The sequence below is a fragment of the Phreatobacter oligotrophus genome, from assembly GCF_003046185.1.
Taxonomy (GTDB): Bacteria; Pseudomonadota; Alphaproteobacteria; order Rhizobiales; family Phreatobacteraceae; genus Phreatobacter; species Phreatobacter oligotrophus.
This window is the reverse complement of the sequence record NZ_PZZL01000018.1, coordinates 1-19010: the sequence shown is the minus strand read 5'-3', so window position 1 is coordinate 19010 and position 19010 is coordinate 1. Positions and strand designations below refer to the sequence as shown.

Below are 19010 nucleotides of genomic sequence, written 5' to 3'. Positions count from 1 at the left end.
CGCACTGTTACGTGTACTTTATCCCGCGGTGAAAGACCACGAAGCAGCCCTGACGAAATGACGTGAAACGTCATCATTCTTGGCCGCATCGATATAGTTCCATCGCGACTGGATAATTCCGGATGAAATAGAGCGACGACCCCGCCAGTCGTGTCGACGGTTTCAACGAACGATGTGAAATGCACATCCTTCGCTGGATCTGGCCTCTGGGCTTGAAGTCGCTCAGTCGGGCTCAACCACTCGAATGCGAGATCGGAGGAGGAAGCCACGGCTCCGTGCACTGGCAAAGTGACGAGCGCGATTGCAACGACCCAGGTACGAAGTTCCATAAGAGTCTCCTCTCGGCAAAAAGCGCCGTCGGCATAGCTGGAATCAGATGCCAACTATCCGCCCGCGACGCTTTGATCTAAATCACGATTGCGATGTAATGTTTTGCAATGATTACGCAACATTCTGTAACAAATTAGACATATTACGTATAACCCAGCTTCCAGTGACTAGCAAAAGCTCTCAATTGATTTGCGTCAAAGCCACCGGACCTCAATCGACTTACAAATGGCCAATCAGAGCAAATGAGTGCTCTGCCGCGGACGCCGAATATGCAGATCAGATTGAATGATCGGCGATATTCGCAAGGCGGTCCGTCGTGAAGTCAGTCGATAGGGAAACCATGCCATGAAGAAAATGCTGCTTACGATCGCATTCGCGTTGGCGACATCAACCGCCGTCTACGCTCAGGCCGGCGACTTTTCCGGCCCGCCGCCGGCTGACCTGGTCCATGACGTGATGGGTCATGTGAACTCCACCAACGCTCCGCGCACCCAGCTTCCGGCCGGCACGGCCGCGCAGGTCGGCACGGTGCTGCCCCAGGGCGTGGCGCTGCAGCAGTTCCCGGCCGGACATCGTGCCCACCAGCATGCCTTCGTGCGTGTGGGTGACACGGTTCTGCTCGTCGAGCCCGGCACGCGCCGGGTGATTCACGTTCTCCGCTGACCGTCCGGGCAATGACCGGCGAGGTGAGCCTCCGGGCTCACCTCGTTTCAAGTCCCGAAATCCGATTACCAGAATGAGGGTATTCCCATGAACCGAAGGCTTTTCATGGTGGCGGGCGGCAGCCTTGCCATCTTCAGTTCGACGCCCGGACGGGCAAGCATCAGCTCGGCCGACTGGTCGCGCCTGATGGAGCAGTATCGCGAGCAGCAGATTCGCGCAGGCCGATCGACTTCCTTTCGCGGGACGGTCCGGGCCATCAACCGCCAACGGGGCGAAGTGACGTTCTCCCATGAGCCAATCGCTTCGGTGGGCATGCCGGCAATGACCATGACCTTGAAGGTGCCGGACGCGAACGTCCTGGCACACCTGCACGTGGGCGGACAGGTCGAGATCGACGCCAGGGGAACAGGGGGCGTACCTGCCCTGATCAGCATCAAGCCCACAAACTAAGCCGCGCGACGGATTCCCGGCCGCAAACCACAGCTCTCTGCGCCTGCTGTTCACCAGTGCGGAAAAGTCCAAGGAAGGACACTTTGTTATGTACACGACAAGGGCAAAACATCTCGCCGGCCGAACACTGAGGGCGATGGCGATCGTTGTGATCGCCGGCGGCATCGGCTCGGTGGGGGCCGCGCATGCCGCCCCACAGCGGCTGGCGATGGACAACATGGGGATGCCGCAAGGCAACAGCCCCAGCATGCCGATGGACAACGACTCCTCTCGCATGAATCCGCAGGGAGGGGCTGCCCCAGGCGGGATGCAGATGCCGCCCGCCTCAGCCGGCGGGCAGAATATGCAGAGCCAGCCAGGCGGCATGATGAACGACGGCATGATGCGCATGATGGAAAACATGATGCGGATGATGCAGATGCCAGCAATGGCCCCGTCCCCGGGGCCTGTAGATCTGACCGACCGGATTGACGGGCGCATCGCCTTTTTGCGGGCAGAGCTTCGGATCACCGAAGCGCAGAATCCGACCTGGAATGTCTTTGCGGATGCCCTCAAGGCAAGCCGCGGTCACCTGCTTGATGCCCGGCGCGCCCTGCTCGAAACGTCGGCTCGACCGATCGATCGTCTGGAGAGTCGCGAACGGCATCTCGCAGCGCGATTGGAGGCCCTAAGGGCGGTCCGCTCTTCCTTCACACAGCTGTTCTCAGTCCTGAATGACAGCCAGAAGCGCGCCGCCGAGGAGCTTATCATTCCGCTCCTGGGCACCTTCTAAAGGTGCACTCATGGGGCGGGCAATGTCGCCAACGCAGTTCCAGCGGCGCGCCGTTGCGGGGATTTCAGTGGCGGCACTTGTGCTGACACTCGGAGCTGGACGCGCGCAGGATAGTGGTGGTGACCACACCAGTCACCATCCTCCGCCCGCTGAGGCGGCGCAGTCACCAGGGCCGTCCGCTCCACCCCCTTCCGGGTCAGCTGAGCCGGGAGAAATGCACCGGTCGCAGCAGCGGGGGCTTGCCTCATCGATGATTGGGGCTTCCGAGCCTGCCGCGGAGGAGCTGCGGGCGCTTCACGAGAAGGCTCAGAGTTGGATCACTCGCAGCCTTCCGGCCATACTGGCCGCAGCGGACGACATTGCCGCCAGCACGGCCAGGGGTGATTACACGTCAGCCCGGGCCTCGGCAGGCGCGCTTCGCGAGGCGACGGCGCGTCTTGAGAGCGGCCTGTCGGCCCACATCGGTATGGCTCAGGGCCGGGCTCCTCGGGATATTGCGCTGGCCTGGTACAGGTCAGAAATGCAACTCCAAGGCGCTCAGCCGGAGGCACCCGCACTGTTCGGGTTCACGGTGCGGCACCTCTCGCTTATGGCCGTGCTGACCTTGGTCCTGGCGGGTCTCCTCCTCATCCAGCTTCTGCGCGCCCGCCGTGCGGCCGCATTGATAGCCCTCGCGCGTATGCCGTCTGTCGCTCAAGAAGCCACAACGGCTGTCTCGGTCGCGGGACTCGGCGAAAGCGTGGCACCGGCCGACGATCGCAGCAGCGACACCATCCTGCCCCCAAGGCTTGGCGGTTCACGCGCCCCGTGGCGCGGCGAACTGCGTGTCATTCAAATCTTCGACGAGACACCCTCCATCAAGACCTTCAGACTGGCAGAGCCTTCAGGCGGCCCGCTGCCTTTCGACTACCTTCCCGGCCAGTTCATGCAGGTCACTGTTACCCTGGGCGGTGATAACGCTGTGCGCCGCGCCTATACGATCGCATCCTCGCCGACCCACAGTGCGTTTGTCGAACTGACCATCAAGAACGAACAGCAAGGTCAGGTCTCGCGCCATCTCCATGAGAATGTGCACGTTGGAAGTCTGCTGACCTGTTCGGCGCCCTATGGTGACTTCACATTCACCGGCCTCGACGAAGACTGCGTTGTTCTGATCGGCGGCGGCGTCGGTGCAACACCACTCATGTCCGTCCTCCGGTTCCTGACTGATCGTGCGTGGCCGGGGGAGATATACTTCATCTACGGGGCAAGGGGCACGGATGAATTCGTCTTCCGCGATGAACTAGAGTTCCTTCAAAGGCGTCATACGAATCTGCACGTTCTCGGCGCCATGCCAAGAAGCCCTCACACATCCTGGTTCGGCTGGGAGGGGGCAATAACCAGGGAACTGCTGGCAGCAACTGTTCCGGACATCGCAAACAAGCGCATTCATATGTGCGGACCGCCGGCTATGATGCGCGCCGTTACGGACGCGTTGACGTCACTTGGCGTGCCTCCCGGCAAGATCCATACGGAGGCGTTCGGGCCGGCCGCCCGGGATCCGGCGGACCTGGCCCCGGCGAGACCCTCTCCGGCCGAGGTCGCGGCTATCAGCTTAACTTCACCCAAAGCCGCATCCAAGCCGCGCGCGAAGGCACCCAAAGCTGCTCCCGCCACCGTGAGCTTCCTTCGGTCCGGACGCTCGACTGCGCTCGATTCTGGAATGACGGTCCTCGCCGCGGCGGAGGCGAGCGGTGTTGAGATCCCGTCATCATGCAGAGTGGGCATATGCGGGGTGTGCAAGGTGCGACTTGTCGAGGGCAAAGTCCAAATGGACGTAACCGACGGGCTCAGCGACACGGACGCAGCAGAGGGGCTTGTACTGGCGTGTCAGGCGAAAGCGACGACACCCCATCTGGCCATCGACGCATGAGGACCGTCGAAGAACACGATGCCCTTGTCATAGGAGGCCTCGTCAGTCTGCTTCTGCTGTTGCCGCTGGGCGCTTTCGTTCACACGTCGCCTCGCTTTCCTGGCAGCATTCTGGGAACGATCGTAGGCGGACTGGGCGCCATCCTGATGCTTGTCCCGCTCCTTTACGTTTTGATCAAACGGCTGAGCCCTGTCCGAAAGTTTGTGACATCCTTCATTCCGTTACGCACACTCCTGACAGCACATATTTACGCGGGTGTGCTAGGGCCGATACTTGGCGTCTTGCACTCTGCCCACCGATCCGGAAGCACTGTGGGGGTTCTGCTCTTAGGCGTGCTTTTGAGCGTCGTGGTGAGCGGATATGCGGGACGGTATCTGCTCGGACGGATCACACTGTCGATCGCAGGTCAAAAACGCGATCTCGCCTTCCTGTCCGAACGGCTCGCGACACTCGCGAATGATGGCCCTGTGGACCGACTGCCCGCCGAAACGCGCAAAGTTGCCTACGCAGTGGCAGCCACAGACAGCGCCATAAGATCAGAGGAGCAGGCCCGCTACCTGTTTTCCTGCTGGCACCGGGTTCACATCGTGATCGCGGCGGCGCTGTACATCGTGCTGGGCATTCACATCTGGGGAGGGCTGTATTACGGGTTGAGGTGGCTGAAGTGAGCGCACGCGCCATCTTCGCCGCGATTGGCGCGGCCGTCGTCCCCTTACTCGTCATCGCCTGGCTGTTCATGGACTTGCCCGCGGCAATCGAACCTGCCCCGCTTTCGACGAAGCACGCGTTCCTGCAGGGCCAATGCAGCTCGTGCCATACCCCATTTTCGGGAATTGATGACGCTCAGTGTGCAAGCTGCCACTCCGCCGACATCCGCAACCTCGCGACAAAGCCGGCCAGCGCATTTCATACCCAGGCCGTGCAGTGTACGGGCTGCCATTCGGAGCATTTGGGACGACCAGCGCTTGCCGTAATGAACCACCGGGTTCTGACACAAGCGAATGCGTTTGGAGACCGGGCCGCTCCCTCTGACCTGCGGGCACGACTGATGGCCTACCTTGGCGATGCCGGATTGAGCATGGCGGTTGAGACACAAGCAGCGCTACGATGCGCGTCCTGTCACAGCGTGGTTGACAGGCACCGTGCCCAGTTTGGCACCGGGTGCAGCGACTGCCACAGCCTCGACACATGGAAGATAGCCGGTTTCCGGCATCCCTCATCAACTTCCGGATTTTGCTTCGAGTGTCATTTGGCGCCGCCAAGTCACACGATGATGCACTTCGAAATGGTGTCGAAGACAGTGAGCCGACAACCCCATGCACAGCTCGAGCAATGCGGGGTCTGTCACCAAACGGACTCGTGGAACAACATCCGAGGCGTCGGGTACTACAAGCATCATTGATGCTCTGATTGCGCTGTCTCCGGAGATTTTGACGCAAATTGAAATAATGTCGGACGATTGTGTAACGCGTCAGAGATCATCTGCAGACCATGGAATGGCAAATCTATGCGCGTCCACAACGGGCGACGGAGTCTTATCATGAAATATGTTACTTTGGCGGTGCTCGTCACCAGCCTTATCCCGGCAATTGCCAATGCCGACCCTTATCCGAGCACACTCACGGTTGAAGAACAGGAGCGCCACGAGTTCTTCGATGCCCAGCGCGGCGTCTCGGCCGGTGTGCGCCCCTCTTTTGGGCGACATCACATGATCCCCCACACGCCTCGGCCGACCTGGAAGCAGCTTGAAGACCAGCAGGACAAGGTCCCGGATGGCTTCACCAGCTGACCGATCAAACGGGGGCTGCGCAGCGATGCGCAGCCCCTTTTTTTATGTTGGGCCCGGCTGACGCTCGGTCCCTCTATAAGTCGCCCAGACCGCACTGCCCTGCTCCTGAAACAACAGAACGTCGTAGCGATCGGGCGCCACGCCTTCGACCTCCATGCCCGGAGAGCCCACAGGCATCCGCGGGACAGCCAGTCCGCGGGCATCAGGCCGGGTCGCAAGAAGGCGACGTATTTCGTCGGCCGGCACGTGCCCTTCGACAAGATAGCCGCCTATTTCAGCGGTATGACAGGACCTTACTTCGGGCGGTATGCCAAGCTCGGTCTTCTTTCGGTTCATTGACGGATGGACGCGGACCTCGACCTCAAAGCCCGCCGCCCGGATGTGCTCCACCCAATCACCACAGCATCCGCAATTTTCATCGCGGAAAACCACCATACGAATACCGGACGCCCACGCGGACGGTGCAAAGTGCAGCAGCACTGGCGCGGCGACTATGAAGCCAAGGCTACGTCTTGAAGGGTGCATCACTGCCTCCTAAGCCCGCGGCGAGTGCCGCGGGCATGAAATCCGAACACGATGAGTTAGCGCCGCTGAATGCGCGTCACCGTAATATTGCCATTCACACGCGAGGCCTCAAAACGGACCCGCTCCCCTTCGCGCACCTGCGTCAGCATCGCCGGATCAGCGACGCGGAACACCATGGTCATGCCGTCCATCTCGAGGTTGGGGATGGCCTCATGCTTGAGTGTGATGCGGCCGCGGTCGGCCTCGATCTTGACCACCTCGCCGTTGACCGTCTGCGCCGAGGCGGCCGACAGGCCAGCCGCCAGAACGGCGGCCGAGAGCGAAAACGACTTCCAGATATTTTTCATGGGGTGTCTCCTTCTTCCGGGTGTCAGCGAACGTTTATCCGACCGTGCATGCCGGCCTCATAGTGGCCGGGGATCAGGCACGCGTACTCGAACACGCCGCTGTGGGTGAATTTCCAGATGATCTCGCCGTTCTTTTTGCTTTCAACGCGGACGGCGTTCGGGTCAGCATGTTCCATGTCAGGGTTGGCCTGCATCTGAAGCTTATGGCGCTGATTGCCCTCAAGCGTATCGATGACCATCTCGTGCTCGAGCTCGCCCGCATTGCGGACGATGAAGAGCACGGTGTCGCCGCGGCTAATGGTGATTTCCGGCGGCTGGAACAGCATCCGACCGTTTTGCTCGACCATGCGGATTTCAATGGTCTTGTTGACCTGAGCCCGGTTACCCGCCTCGCCGGCGGCGTCGGGTCCGTGCGCCAGAGTGGCGGTGGAAAGCAGGGCCGCCGTTGCGACCAGGGCCATGCGAAGAGTTTTGAGCACGGGAGCGTGTCCTTGTCCGGGGTTAGTGATTGGAATGACCGCCGCCGCTGCGACCCTGGCCGCGAGCCCTGCGGGCGGCGCGATCGAGGACACGGGCGGCCGGAGAGGGCCCAGGTGACGGTGCGGCGCGTACGAGTTGAGGCGGAGGAGCGCCCTTCCACTCAAATGCGACCGTGCCCGGGGGATGCTGGAACCAGCCGGGATCCTTGTAGTCACCGGGCGCGAGACCCTCGCGGACCTTGACCGTCGTGAACATGCCGCCCATCTCGACCGGCCCGAACGGACCGTCACCGGTCATCATCGGCAGCGTGTTGGCCGGCAGCGGCATTTCCATCGAGCCCATCTCGCCCATGCCGGCGCTGCCCATGGGCATATAACCGGGAACGATATTGCGGATCGCGCGCGACACCTGCCGCTGATCGACACCGATCATCGTGCGGACGTTATGCCCCATAGGACCCATGGTGTGGTGGGCCTTGTGGCAATGCAGGGCCCAGTCGCCCTCGTGCACCGCGTGGAACTCATAGGCCCGCATGGCACCGACCGGGATGTCGATCGTGACCTCCGGCCAACGTGCCTCAGGGCGGACCCACCCCCCATCCGTGCAAGTCACCTCGAAGTCGTAGCCGTGCATATGGATCGGGTGGTTCGTCATGGTGAGATTGCCCACCCTCACCCGCACGCGATCGTTCTTGCGCACGACAAGCGGGTCCAGACCCGGCCAGGTCCGGCTGTTCATGCACCACAGGTTGAAGTCGGTCATGGTCGCGACCTTCGGCACATAGGTACCGGGGTCGATGTCGAACGACTGCAGCAGAAAGACGAAATCCCGATCGACACGGTGCAGGCTGGGATCGCGTGGATGCACCACAAAAAAGCCCATCATGCCCATGGCCATCTGCACCATCTCGTCCGAGTGCGGGTGGTACATGAACGTTCCGCTTTTTTGCAGCTGGAACTCGTAGACGAAGGTCTTGCCGACCGGAATGTGCGGTTGGTTAAGCCCCCCTACCCCGTCCATGCCGTTCGGCAGAATTTGGCCGTGCCAATGCACCGAGGTGGTCTCTGGCAGACGGTTGGTGACGAAGATGCGGACCTTGTCCCCCTCGACCGCTTCAATCGTCGGGCCCGGGCTTTGGCCATTATAGCCCCAAAGGTGTGCCCGCATGCCCGGGGAAATCTCACGAACGACCGGCTCCGCGACCAGGTGGAATTCCTTCCAGTCGCCGTTCATGCGGAAAGGCAGGGTCCAGCCGTTGAGCGTGACGACCGGCTGGTAATCGGGACCGGTGGTAGGAGCCCGCGGCGGCTGCGTCTGCGCGCTGTTCGTCGTGGCAATCTCGGGAAGGCTTGCGGTCTGGGCATGGCCGCTGACCTGGGTCGCTCCGACCAGTGCAAGGCCGGCGCCGGCACTGCCAATGAATCCTCGGCGAGAAACTGTCATCATGCGCTCCTTCAATGGCCAACTTCAGCGCCGCCGGCGACGGCCGCGACACTCGCCCCTTCACCCCCACCGCCAGATCCGGCACCGCCGATGACGACGAGTTGCAGGTCCGTGTTCGCGATCCAGAAATCGCGACGGGCTTCGATTGCGGTGGCATTGGCGGCAATCCGGGCGCGCGCCTCAGCCAGCAGCGGGAAAACGTCCGTCAACATCGCGTTGTAACGAAGCAGACTTTCGTCGGCGATGATCTGACGCAGCGGAAGGATCTGGCCCTGGTAATGGCGGGCGAAATCGTAGGACCCGCGGTAGCGCTGATAGGCTTCGCGGGATTCGGAGCGGACATTGACCGCCTTCTCGACCAGCCGGTTGACGGCGCGGAGATACCCCTCGCGCGCATGCCGCATCCGTCCCTCGCCAAGGTCCAGCGGCACCTGGAATTCCAGTTCCAGGCCGGAGATCCGCGTGCGCTCGATCTCGGTGCGGCGTTCCTCAACCAGATTGCCGCCCTGCAGGCGGTACTCGCGCTCGACAACGGGTGACCGCTCGTTGTTCAGGATGCCCCGGACCTCGAGGACACTGAGAAATCGCGACCAGGACGTGAGATCGAACTGGCGGCCGACGCCGTCGACTTCCAGTCGCGCGATGCGCAGATCAATACGCTTGTTCAGCGCTTCCCGCTCGATGTTGTCGCGAGTCAGAGGACGGCCCGGCAGCGCGGGGAGTTGAGACGGCAGCTTCAGAGCCGCAATGTTGTCCCAAAGCCCCAGCAAACGGATCAGGCGCTCGCGATCAGCGCGGTGCTGCAGGCGAGCCCTGGCAAGTTGCGCCGCCACGTCCGCATAGAAGACGTGTTCACGTGCCTGATCCAACCGATTGGCTGCTCCGGTCTCCCCAAGTCGTTTGAACATCTCCGACGCTGATTTCGCAGCTTCTGTCGCCTGGGAAAGAAAAGTGACAAGCTGGCCGGAAGCCACCGCCCGATAATAGGCCCGCCGCGTGTCGCCCGCGACGCGAAGAGTTTCCTCTGCTGCCCGAAGCTGCGCTTGGGTAAACCGCACCTCGGCAATCGCCCGGCGCTGCGGCAGCGTCGCCAAGCCCAGAATGTTGACCAAGAGCTGGCGTTCAATATCGAGTGTGCCCCCTGTGCTGACCAAGCGAGCCAGCGAGATGGTCGGGCTCGGTGGGAGGGCTGCCTGGACAAACTGAACCTCGGCCATGCCGAGCTCGTTGTAGGCCGCCTGCAGGCCGCGGTTGTTGAGCAAGGCGATCTGGACCGCAGCATCAGCGCGCAGAGGCGAACGCAGCAGCACATTCACCCGTTCCTGGACCCGCGCCATATCGGCCGCGTTGCGAATACGCACCGTGTCCTGGCGCAGTTCACGGGAGGCGGTCTCGCGGGCGATGCCAAGGCCGCCGTCCGGCGTGTAGGTGGCACAACCACCCAGAAGCAGAACCGATGACAGGCCGAGACCGAGGCTGGCGCCGCGGCGCAGGATGGAGGAGCGAAAGGTCATGGCCGTCACCTTGCGGCAGAGCCAGACGGGGCAACACGCTCATTGGAGCGCCGCCAATCGATGGGGTTCACCGGCCGGTAGGCGACAAACCCCGCTGTGACGGATTCGTATCGGGTGCGCCGGGCAGTGGCCGGCTCAGCCGCCCCGGTTCCAAGACCCGTGCTCGAACGTGTTTCCGTGCACGCCGCAGTGAGGGAAGTTACGGCAAGAAGCGCCAGCGCGCGGGGAATGAAATAAGTACCGGAGCGTTGGAAAGCCATGCCGAGCCCTTCGATGCAGATGCAGCTGAGGGCTAGCACCCCGGCTTGGGCGGCGTATGTCCCGATTGTTACAAATTATTGCTCAGCGCGCGCGACCGGGGCGATCCCGCCGGCACGAAGCGGAATATCGATCCGGACCGCCAGGCCACCATTCGGTCCGTCTGAGAGGGCCAGTTCGCCGCCATGTGCGCGGACGGCCGAGCGGCTCACCGTCAGCCCCAATCCCACCCCGCCGGTCTCCTTATTGCGGGAGGCCTCGAGCCGGTGAAACGGGGCAAAGACCGCCTCGCGGTCCCCGGTCGGAATGCCGGGCCCACGGTCTGTCACGACCACTGTTGCGAACTCTTGTGAGTGGCTTACCGCGACCTCCGCCTGCTCGCCGTACTTGATGGCGTTGTCGATGATGTTGGTCAGTGCGCGCTTAAGGGCCAGCCGCCTGCCATTCACCACCAGAGAGTCGGGCGCGATCAACGTGACCTGTTTGCCCATGTCCGAAAAATCAAGCACGACGGTCTCGACCATGGAGACCAGATCAAAAGCGCGGATAGGTTCATCCAGCCGATCGCTCTTGAGGAACGCCAGCGTGCCTTCGATCATCACCTCCATCTCGGCGATATCGGCAGACATGCCCTCGCGGGCTTCGGGGGCTGTGAGCTCCTCAATGCGAAGCTTCAGGCGCGTGAGGGGCGAGCGCAGGTCGTGCGAGATCGCGGCGAGCGTCTGTGTGCGGTCATCCAGAAGCTTCTTGATGCGCACCTGCATGTCGTTGAAGGCGGCCGCCAGCTGACGAAGCTCCTCCGGACCGCGTTCAGGAATCTGAACCACCTCTGCGCCAGTAGCAAAGCGGTTGGCCGCGCCGGCAAATGCCCGCAGGGGCTTGTTGAGCCACCGCGCCAGTATCACCGCGGCGAGGACCAGGCCGAGGGTCATCACCGTTGTCGAATAGAGCGTACCGTGGCTGGACAGGCGGCCCGCACGAACATCGACAATGCTGACGTTGACCCAGCTCTGGTCCGGCAGCCGCATCGAAATGACCGACACATGAGGATCCGAGGCAAACTGGCTTGTCGAACCGATGATGAGATTACCGCCGGCGAGCTCGGGCTCGACCCCGATGAGTCTCTCACTCAGGTCGGGCAGGTTGGGAACGACGCCGTCAGTCCGTGCGACCGCGTGCCCGACGAGGCTCCAGTGGACGTCGATTGGCCCGCCGGCCAGCGCGTGTGCGACCGCCTCCCGCTCAGGGATGGGAACGCGTAACACCGAGCGGCGAATGGCCGCGAGACGCTCTGCCAGCTGAACGGAATTGCTGGTGGCAATATCATCGTCGATCGCCGACCGGTATGTCCACAGGCTGACGACGTGTAAGATGCCCATGAAGACGAACAGCACGAGCACCGTGCGGCCCGTGATGGTGTTGAAATGCCGGATCATTCCCGGCGCACCGGCGGGGAGAACATATAGCCGATGCCGCGCACGGTCTTGATCATCGAACTGGCTTCGTCGCTGCCGCCGAGCTTTTTGCGCAAGCGGCTCATCTGGACATCGATACTACGGTCAAATCCGCTGGACACGCGGTTCTTTGAAGCATCAAGCAGATAGTCCCGGGTGAGAACCCGCTGAGGCGCCTCGACCAGGGCAAGAAGCAGGTCAAACTCCCCGCTGGTAAGATCAATCACCGTGCCATGCGGGTCAACAAGATCCCTTCTGAGCGGATCCACCAGCCAGCCCTCAAACCGGTAACGGCGTGCAAGCCCGGCGCCTTCGTCGCGCGGCAGCACACTGCGGCGCATCACTGCGTTGATCCTGGCCAGCAGCTCGCGTGGGTTGAAAGGCTTGGTCACATAGTCGTCGGCGCCGATCTCCAGGCCTACGATCCTGTCCGTATCATCGCTGCGCGCGGTCAGCATGATGATAGGCACGTGCGACCTGGTGCGTATCTCCTTGCAAAGGTCAAAGCCGCTTGCACCCGGCAGCATGACGTCGAGGAGAATAAGCTGTGGGGCGCTGTGCAGGAGAAATTCGCGCGTCTCGCGACTGTCGGCGGCGAGTGAGACCTTGAACCCGTGGCTGCGCAGGAATTTCGCCACCAGCTGACGTATTTTCGCGTCATCGTCGATGAGCAGGACATGCATGCCAGTCGATGTGGCGTCGGAAATCGGGTTGGTCATGGGGAAAGCATATCCTACGCGGGGAGCGCGTAGGGTGGGGATGATGCATTGCAGGCACTTTGCCCGACTGTTGCAAATTGTTGCTGTCGAGGCCTAACGCCTGTCGAGCAGGCCTTTCATCAGCGCAATCTCGTCCGCCTGCGAACGGACGATGTTAGCGCACAGCGTCCTGAGTTCGGGATTGGTAAGCGTCGCCTGGCGGCACATCAGAATGGCGCCAGAGTGGTGCGGGATCATCGAGCGCAGAAATTGGCTGTCGCCGACGAACGCCTGCTGGCGAATGGCAAAAAAGGCCGCAAAAAAGACAGCTGCAAACGCGACGTGCAGAGCGATATTCATGGCCTGGTGCTGATACATGGACGACATGGTGAGGATCATGATCGGTCCCATCGGGGCTGCCATCATCAGCGCCATATAGAACATATTGATGTTGTTGAAGAATTCGTTTCCGCTCGCAATCATGGCGAACATTGCCAGGTACATGATCACAAGGCCAAGAACGACGTTGATCAACAGCATGATATAATGTTTGTGCTTATCCATGGCCCAGCTCCCATCCCGCACATGACCCGGTTAGCCGGCCCGTGCTCGCACCACAGATAACGCTCAACCGTTGTTTCCCGTTCTGTTACATTTTGTTGCGAGCGCGGACCACGACCCCTTTAGACTTCTCGCTTCTTCGCTGTTGTGTTATGAATTGCGGGTGAAACGTGGTGCGCTCCTGACGCGAGTTTTGTCGCTGCTGGCGATTGTCGGCCTTTTGGCGACGCCGCTTGCGCCACGCATGGCGTTGGCCGACCCGGTCTCCGCCGCCATGTCGATGGCCGACATGGAGGAGGGCATGCCGTGCTGCCCCGACCAGAGATCCTCGACTTCCGACTGCCAGAAGTCCTGCCCGCTGGCCGTCATGTGCATGGCCAAGTGCTTCCCCAATGCCGCCGACTGGGGCGGGCATGGCGATATGGTCGAAAGCCTGGCCGGGGTGATAGCACCGGTTGAGGAACTGGAGCCGCATCTGCTGGCGGCAGGGCCGCCCTCCGAACCGCCACGAACCCGATCCATCGCCGGCGCGTGCGCCGGAGCTAAGGCACGGGCAACGCGTCCGCGCCCGTGAACCTCTGCCCGGTTGGGCACGGGTATCGACAACGATGAACTCAGGACATGACGATCATGACCCGCCTCTTTCTCGCGTGCGGAACAGTGCTTTTTGCGCTCGCCGGCGCGACCTACACGCTGCCGGTCCGGGCCGCGATTACCGATTACGAATTCCAGCTGGTTGAAGCCGACATGAAGCCGGGTCCGGCCGATATCGCCGTGCGGCTGATCGACAAGCGCACCGGCCAGCCGGTCCCCGGCGCCGTGATCTTTGCGATGCGGGCCGACATGCAGCCGGACGGCATGGAGACAATGACCAGCGGCATCGAGGCCGTCCCCTCGGCGACGCCCGGCATCTACCGCTTCCGTGTCGAGTTCACGATGGAAGGCAACTGGCGGCTGTCACTGGCCGCGAAGGTCCAGGGCGAGGCCGGGACCCTGCAGGGCAGCCTCGTCTTGAGGGCACGGCCATGAACAGGTCCCTGCGCACCATCCTCACCCTCGGCGCTTTGGCGGCGGCAGGGGCCGCAGGGTTCTGGGCCGGCCAGGCGGGGATGAACGGGTCGGCCCTGCCCTGGCATCCCAGCGTAGAGGCGCCGGTCGCCGCCACGGGACCCGTCATCTATTTCCGCGACCCCGATGGGCGCCCCGCCTACTCCGCCGTTCCGGCGCGAACGGCCGACGGCCGTGCTTATGTCGCGGTGCGGGCCAGCGAGGACGTGAGCTTTGAACCTCGCGCTGGTGGTCAAGCTGGCGCGCCTGTGGCCGGAGGCGAGCCGCGCCGTATCGTCTTCTACCGCAACCCCATGGGCCTGCCGGACACCTCGCCGGTGCCAAAGAAAGACTCAATGGGGATGGACTATATCCCGGTCTATGCGGGTGAGGACACCGACAGCGGCACCGTGACCGTCCCCTCCGGACGGCTCCAGCGCACCGGCGTTCGTTCCGAGCCGGCCGAGACCCGCGAGATCCAGCGGCAGGTGCGTGTGCCCGGCAGCGTGCAGCTCGACGAACGACGCATATCCGTGGTGGCGACCCGCACCGACGCCTTCGTGCAGGAGGTCGCCAATGTCACGACCGGCGACCGGGTGACCCGCGGCCAGCCTCTGCTCAAGCTCTATTCACCCGAGATTGCGGCCGCAGGCGCGCTCTATGTCACAGAGCTCGCCAGTGGAGCCGGAACGGCCGGCGGCGCCCGTCAGCGTCTCGAAAACCTCGGCGTACCCGCCGATACGATCGCCGAGCTCGAGCGGACGCGGCGCGTGCCGCTGCTGTTTGACTGGCGTGCACCGAGGAGCGGCGTCGTCCTGGAGCGCAATGCCATCGACGGCATGAAAACCACCGCAGGCGCGGTGCTGTTTCGCCTGGCCGACACCTCGCAGGTCTGGGTGATCGCCGATGTACCGGAATACGACATGGCGGCCGTGCGGATTGGCGCAGCTGCCGTGGTTCGCCCCCGCGGTCTGGCAGGGCGGACCTTTGAGGGACGCATCGCGCTGATTTACCCGCAGGTCGCGCGCGACACGCGCACCACACGGGTCCGTATCGAGCTCGCCAACCCCGACGGACTCCTCTTGCCGGACATGTACGCCGAGGTCGTCATCGCGAGCGGCAGCGGCAGCACGGTTGTGGCTGTTGCCGAGAGTGCCGTGATCGATTCCGGGACGCGCCAGGTCGTGATCATTGACCGCGGTGAAGGCAAGTTCGAGCCCCGCGAGGTGAGGACCGGCGCGCGCGGCGGCGGCTACGTCGAGATCCGCGAAGGCCTTGCCGCCGATGAACGTGTGGTCGTGTCCGCCAACTTCCTGATCGATGCGGAAAGCAACCTGAAGGCCGCGTTGCGCGCCATGACATCGGGAACCACGCCATGATCGCCCGTCTGATCGGCTGGTCGGCCCGCAACCTGGTGCTGATCTTCATCGGCACGGCCTTTGCGGTCGCGGCCGGCCTCTTTGCCTTGAGAACCCTGCCGCTTGACGCGATCCCCGACCTCTCAGACGTCCAGGTGATTGTCTACACAGAATATTCCGGCCAGGCGCCGCAGGTGGTCGAGGACCAGGTCACCTACCCTTTGACCACGGCGATGCTCACCGTCCCTAAATCCAAGGTGGTGCGCGGGTTCTCGTTCTTCGGGGTGTCGTTCGTCTACGTGATCTTCGAAGACGGAACCGACCCCTACTGGGCACGCAGCCGCGTCCTGGAATATCTGAATGCTGCGGCCCGGCGGCTGCCGGCCGGCGTGACCCCTTCCCTGGGGCCAGACGCCACCGGCGTGGGCTGGGTCTACCAGTACGCGGTGGTCGCCAAGAACGCGAGCCTCGCCGAGCTCAGGTCCCTGCAGGACTGGGTGGTGCGGTTTGCGGCCAGCAAAGCCGAAGGCGTGGCCGAAGTCGCCAGTGTGGGCGGGTTCGTCAAGCAATACAGTATCGTGGTGGATCCCTTACGCATGCGGGCGCAAGGCGTAAGTCTGGCTATGGTTCGCGATGCGGTACGGGCGAGCAACCGCGACGTCGGTGGCCGCACCCTTGAGCTCTCGGAATTCGAGTTCATGGTCCGCGGCCGCGGATACATCCGCAGCACCGAGGATCTCGAGAGCATCGTTTTAAGGTCTGCCAGTGGCGTGCCGCTGCGCCTGCGCGATATCGCCCGCGTGGAAATTGCACCCGACGAACGGCGTGGCATCACCGAGCTCAACGGCGAGGGCGAGGTGGCCAGCGGCATCGTGCTGCAGCGCTTTGGCGCCAATGCCCTGACCGTGATCGAGAACGTCAAGAAGCGGCTGGCGGAGATCACCGGCAGTCTGCCGGCGGGCACCGAGATCGTACCGGTCTATGACCGCTCCCAGCTCATCGAGGCGGCGATCGAGACGCTGAAGACGACCCTCATCGAGGAAAGCCTGATCGTCGCGTTCGTGTGCGTCGTGTTCCTGCTGCACCTGCGCAGCGCGCTGGTGGCGATCCTCATGCTGCCGGTAGGCATCCTGATGGCCTTTGCCGCGATGAAGGGCATCGGCCTGGGCTCCAACATCATGAGTCTGGGCGGCATCGCCATTGCCGTCGGCGCCATGATCGATGCTGCGATCGTGATGATCGAGAACGCCCACAAGCACCTGGAGCGAGCGCCTGCGGACAAGCCGCGCATCGAGGTGCTGATCGAGGCGGCGTCAGAGGTCGGTCCGGCGCTGTTCTTCAGCCTTCTCATCATCACCGTCTCGTTCCTGCCGATCTTCACCCTGGAGTCGCAAGAGGGGCGGCTGTTCGGGCCGCTGGCGTTCACCAAGACGTTTGCGATGGCGGCCGCAGCCTTGCTGTCGGTGACCTTGGTGCCGGCCCTGATGGTGTTGTTCGTGCGCGGCCGGATCATCCCCGAGCACAGGAACCCGGTGAACCGCTTCCTGATCTGGATCTACCGGCCGGTGATCCGCGGCGTGCTGCGGGCGAAGGTGCTCACGATCGCCGTCGCGCTGATCGCCTTGGGCGTGAGCATCTGGCCCGCCCGGCAGCTGGGCTCCGAGTTCATGCCCAGCCTCAACGAAGGCACTCTGATGTACATGCCGACCACGTTGCCGGGGTTATCGGTGACCAAGGCGGCCGAGCTCCTGCAGATGCAGGACCGCATCATCCGCGCGTTCCCGGAGGTGGCCTCGGTCTATGGCAAGGCCGGTCGCGCGGCGACCGCCACGGATCCTGCCCCGATCGAGATGTTCGAGACCATCATCACGCTCAAGCCGAAGGCCGAATGGCGGCCGGGGGTCACAATCGACAGCCTCAAGGCCGAGATGGACCGTGCCCTGCAGTTCCCGGGTGTGTCCAATGCCTGGACCATGCCGATCCGTGCGCGCATCGACATGCTGGCGACCGGGATCCGCACACCGGTGGGCGTCAAGGTGTTCGGCACCGATCTCGTCGAAATGGAAAAGATCGCGCGGCAGGTCGAAGCGGTGCTGCGCACCGTGCCCGGCACCTCCAGTGCCTATGCGGAGCGGGTGATCGGCGGCTACTATCTGGAGATCACCCCCAATCGAGAGGCGCTTGGGCGCTACGGACTCACCATAGGCGATGTCCAGGACGTCATCGGAACCGCACTGGGCGCCGAGGTGGTGACCACCACGGTGGAAGGGCGTGAGCGATACGGTGTCGCCATCCGCTATCCGCGCGACCTGCGTTCCAGCCCCCAGGCGATTGCCGCAGACGTGCAGGTCGCCCTGCCGGGTGGTGGCGCCGTTCCGCTGGGCGAAGTCGCCCGCATCGCGCTCACGCGCGGCGCCTCCTCGATCCGTACCGAGAACGGCCAGCTCGCCACCTACATCTTCGTGGACATCACCGGGCGCGATCTCGGCACCTATGTCGACGATGCAAAGAAGGCGGTCACAGCCGCAGTAGTTTTGCCGCCGGGCTACTCGTTGGGCTGGAGCGGCCAGTACGAGTACCTTGAAAGGGCCGTCGCCCGGCTCAAGCTTGTGGTGCCGGTGACCCTGCTGGTGATCTTCCTGCTGCTCTACCTCAACTTCCGCGCCCTCACCGAAACCCTCATCGTCATGCTCTCGGTGCCGTTCGCACTGGTCGGCGGCATCTGGCTGATGTGGTGGCTGGGGTTCAACATGTCGGTCGCCGTGGCGGTGGGGTTCATCGCGCTCGCCGGCGTCGCCGCCGAAACGGGCGTGGTGATGCTGATCTACCTCGAGCACGCCTGGGCCGAGGTAAGGGCCACCTGCGCAGCCGCAGGACGACAGCCCACCCGCGCCGACCTCTATGACGCCATCATGGTGGGCGCGGTCGAACGGGTGAGGCCGAAGATGATGACCGTGGTGGCGATCACCGCAGGCCTGGTGCCGATCCTGTGGAGCACCGGCGCGGGCTCGGAGGTGATGCAGCGCATCGCGGTGCCGATGATCGGCGGCATGGTCTCGTCAACCGTGCTGACCCTGGCGGTCATCCCCGCGATCTATGCGCTCGCCAAGGGGTGGTTTTTGCCCGACGCCCGTCACGTTCAAGGCACGCCGGGGGTCCAGTCCGCGAAGTGAGGCCGCCACGAGACAATTGCGCGGCGGGGAGGATTGGGACAAGCTGAGCCATGCGCTCCGCTAGGCTCTCTGGTCGCGCCCGGTGGTACTGGGCGACGGGGGCGCGTGCCTTAGCCAAGGCCAGGCCGGCGTGACGGGTCCTGACGTTGCCCCCGTCGAAGCCCTCGGTTTGAACTGGACTCCGTCGAAAGGAGACGGAGATGAAGAAGAGCCGGTTCACGGAAGACCAGATCATT

General features: G+C 63.2%; 18 protein-coding genes. 10 read left to right on the top strand and 8 right to left on the bottom strand.

The genetic code is table 11. The annotated features are described in order from the left end of the window. Positions 1-675 precede the first annotated feature (675 nt). The 6 genes from C8P69_RS21410 (at position 676) to C8P69_RS21385 (ending at position 5916) form a co-directional block, all read left to right on the top strand. Entirely contained in the window at positions 676-993 is a 318-nt protein-coding gene (locus tag C8P69_RS21410) for a DUF1236 domain-containing protein (protein ID WP_108179491.1), read from the top strand. A gap of 87 nt (positions 994-1080) precedes the next feature. Next, a complete protein-coding gene (locus C8P69_RS21405; protein WP_211353855.1) occupies positions 1081-1443 on the top strand; it encodes a copper-binding protein in 363 nt (120 codons plus the stop codon). 136 nt (positions 1444-1579) lie between these two features. Then, entirely contained in the window at positions 1580-2215 is a 636-nt protein-coding gene (locus C8P69_RS21400; RefSeq protein ID WP_170118344.1) for a Spy/CpxP family protein refolding chaperone, read from the top strand. A gap of 214 nt (positions 2216-2429) precedes the next feature. Beyond that, positions 2430-4127 (top strand): 2Fe-2S iron-sulfur cluster-binding protein, encoded by a 1698-nt coding sequence (locus C8P69_RS21395; protein ID WP_245902173.1) that lies wholly within the window; start codon positions 2430-2432, stop codon positions 4125-4127. Further along, on the top strand, positions 4124-4795 hold the full coding sequence (locus C8P69_RS21390; RefSeq protein WP_108179489.1) for a hypothetical protein: 672 nt from the start codon (positions 4124-4126) through the stop codon (positions 4793-4795). Before C8P69_RS21395 ends, C8P69_RS21390 begins: the two co-directional genes overlap by 4 nt. An 872-nt stretch (positions 4796-5667) precedes the next feature. Continuing rightward, the gene (locus C8P69_RS21385; protein WP_108179488.1) at positions 5668-5916 is read left to right on the top strand and encodes a hypothetical protein; all 249 of its coding nucleotides are present in this window, start codon (positions 5668-5670) and stop codon (positions 5914-5916) included. 42 nt (positions 5917-5958) lie between these two features. On the opposite strand, the gene C8P69_RS21380 is transcribed toward C8P69_RS21385, so the two are convergent. The 8 genes from C8P69_RS21380 to C8P69_RS21345 form a co-directional block, all read right to left on the bottom strand. Then, positions 5959-6441 (bottom strand): DUF411 domain-containing protein, encoded by a 483-nt coding sequence (locus tag C8P69_RS21380; protein WP_108179487.1) that lies wholly within the window; start codon positions 6439-6441, stop codon positions 5959-5961. Between the two features lie 56 nt (positions 6442-6497). After that, the gene (locus C8P69_RS21375; RefSeq protein WP_108179486.1) at positions 6498-6788 is read right to left on the bottom strand and encodes a copper-binding protein; all 291 of its coding nucleotides are present in this window, start codon (positions 6786-6788) and stop codon (positions 6498-6500) included. Positions 6789-6811: 23 nt separating this feature from the next. Continuing rightward, positions 6812-7249: a cupredoxin domain-containing protein gene (locus tag C8P69_RS21370; RefSeq protein WP_108179485.1), complete on the bottom strand. Its 438-nt coding sequence runs from the start codon at positions 7247-7249 to the stop codon at positions 6812-6814. A gap of 40 nt (positions 7250-7289) precedes the next feature. Beyond that, a complete protein-coding gene (locus C8P69_RS21365) occupies positions 7290-8714 on the bottom strand; it encodes a multicopper oxidase family protein (RefSeq protein ID WP_108179484.1) in 1425 nt (474 codons plus the stop codon). 8 nt (positions 8715-8722) lie between these two features. Then, complete coding sequence (locus C8P69_RS21360) at positions 8723-10225, bottom strand: TolC family protein (protein ID WP_108179483.1); 1503 nt, start codon at positions 10223-10225, stop codon at positions 8723-8725. 335 nt (positions 10226-10560) lie between these two features. Continuing rightward, complete coding sequence (locus C8P69_RS21355; RefSeq protein ID WP_108179482.1) at positions 10561-11919, bottom strand: ATP-binding protein; 1359 nt, start codon at positions 11917-11919, stop codon at positions 10561-10563. Then, positions 11916-12656, bottom strand: a complete 741-nt coding sequence (locus C8P69_RS21350) for a response regulator transcription factor (protein ID WP_211353854.1) — start codon at positions 12654-12656, stop codon at positions 11916-11918. Before C8P69_RS21350 ends, C8P69_RS21355 begins: the two co-directional genes overlap by 4 nt. A 93-nt stretch (positions 12657-12749) precedes the next feature. Then, positions 12750-13199, bottom strand: coding sequence for a DUF305 domain-containing protein (locus C8P69_RS21345; RefSeq protein WP_108179481.1), 450 nt, complete (start codon positions 13197-13199; stop codon positions 12750-12752). Between the two features lie 70 nt (positions 13200-13269). On the opposite strand from C8P69_RS21345, the gene C8P69_RS23630 reads away from it, so the two are divergent. Genes C8P69_RS23630 through C8P69_RS21325 form a run of 4 tightly spaced genes read left to right on the top strand, consistent with a single transcriptional unit; the run spans position 13270 to position 18774 of the window. Then, on the top strand, positions 13270-13770 hold the full coding sequence (locus tag C8P69_RS23630) for a hypothetical protein (protein ID WP_170118343.1): 501 nt from the start codon (positions 13270-13272) through the stop codon (positions 13768-13770). A gap of 47 nt (positions 13771-13817) precedes the next feature. Beyond that, complete coding sequence (locus C8P69_RS21335; RefSeq protein ID WP_425440777.1) at positions 13818-14225, top strand: FixH family protein; 408 nt, start codon at positions 13818-13820, stop codon at positions 14223-14225. Further along, positions 14222-15622, top strand: a complete 1401-nt coding sequence (locus C8P69_RS21330) for an efflux RND transporter periplasmic adaptor subunit (RefSeq protein WP_108179479.1) — start codon at positions 14222-14224, stop codon at positions 15620-15622. Before C8P69_RS21335 ends, C8P69_RS21330 begins: the two co-directional genes overlap by 4 nt. Continuing rightward, positions 15619-18774 carry an efflux RND transporter permease subunit gene (locus tag C8P69_RS21325; protein ID WP_108179478.1) on the top strand — a complete coding sequence of 1052 codons (3156 nt, stop codon included), beginning with the start codon at positions 15619-15621 and terminating at the stop codon, positions 18772-18774. Before C8P69_RS21330 ends, C8P69_RS21325 begins: the two co-directional genes overlap by 4 nt. The last annotated feature ends 236 nt before the right edge of the window (positions 18775-19010 follow it).

Excerpts from the sequence above, each read along its gene's own strand:
- C8P69_RS21410 (WP_108179491.1), top strand. The coding sequence starts at position 676 with ATGAAGAAAATGCTGCTTACGATCGCATTCGCGTTGGCGACATCAACC.
- C8P69_RS21405 (WP_211353855.1), top strand. The coding sequence starts at position 1,081 with ATGAACCGAAGGCTTTTCATGGTGGCGGGCGGCAGCCTTGCCATCTTC.
- C8P69_RS21400 (WP_170118344.1), top strand. The coding sequence starts at position 1,580 with ATGGCGATCGTTGTGATCGCCGGCGGCATCGGCTCGGTGGGGGCCGCG.
- C8P69_RS21395 (WP_245902173.1), top strand. The coding sequence starts at position 2,430 with ATGCACCGGTCGCAGCAGCGGGGGCTTGCCTCATCGATGATTGGGGCT.
- C8P69_RS21390 (WP_108179489.1), top strand. The coding sequence starts at position 4,124 with ATGAGGACCGTCGAAGAACACGATGCCCTTGTCATAGGAGGCCTCGTC.
- C8P69_RS21385 (WP_108179488.1), top strand. The coding sequence starts at position 5,668 with ATGAAATATGTTACTTTGGCGGTGCTCGTCACCAGCCTTATCCCGGCA.
- C8P69_RS21380 (WP_108179487.1), bottom strand. The coding sequence starts at position 6,441 with ATGCACCCTTCAAGACGTAGCCTTGGCTTCATAGTCGCCGCGCCAGTG.
- C8P69_RS21375 (WP_108179486.1), bottom strand. The coding sequence starts at position 6,788 with ATGAAAAATATCTGGAAGTCGTTTTCGCTCTCGGCCGCCGTTCTGGCG.
- C8P69_RS21370 (WP_108179485.1), bottom strand. The coding sequence starts at position 7,249 with ATGGCCCTGGTCGCAACGGCGGCCCTGCTTTCCACCGCCACTCTGGCG.
- C8P69_RS21365 (WP_108179484.1), bottom strand. The coding sequence starts at position 8,714 with ATGATGACAGTTTCTCGCCGAGGATTCATTGGCAGTGCCGGCGCCGGC.
- C8P69_RS21360 (WP_108179483.1), bottom strand. The coding sequence starts at position 10,225 with ATGACCTTTCGCTCCTCCATCCTGCGCCGCGGCGCCAGCCTCGGTCTC.
- C8P69_RS21355 (WP_108179482.1), bottom strand. The coding sequence starts at position 11,919 with ATGATCCGGCATTTCAACACCATCACGGGCCGCACGGTGCTCGTGCTG.
- C8P69_RS21350 (WP_211353854.1), bottom strand. The coding sequence starts at position 12,656 with ATGACCAACCCGATTTCCGACGCCACATCGACTGGCATGCATGTCCTG.
- C8P69_RS21345 (WP_108179481.1), bottom strand. The coding sequence starts at position 13,199 with ATGGATAAGCACAAACATTATATCATGCTGTTGATCAACGTCGTTCTT.
- C8P69_RS21335 (WP_425440777.1), top strand. The coding sequence starts at position 13,818 with ATGACGATCATGACCCGCCTCTTTCTCGCGTGCGGAACAGTGCTTTTT.
- C8P69_RS21330 (WP_108179479.1), top strand. The coding sequence starts at position 14,222 with ATGAACAGGTCCCTGCGCACCATCCTCACCCTCGGCGCTTTGGCGGCG.
- C8P69_RS21325 (WP_108179478.1), top strand. The coding sequence starts at position 15,619 with ATGATCGCCCGTCTGATCGGCTGGTCGGCCCGCAACCTGGTGCTGATC.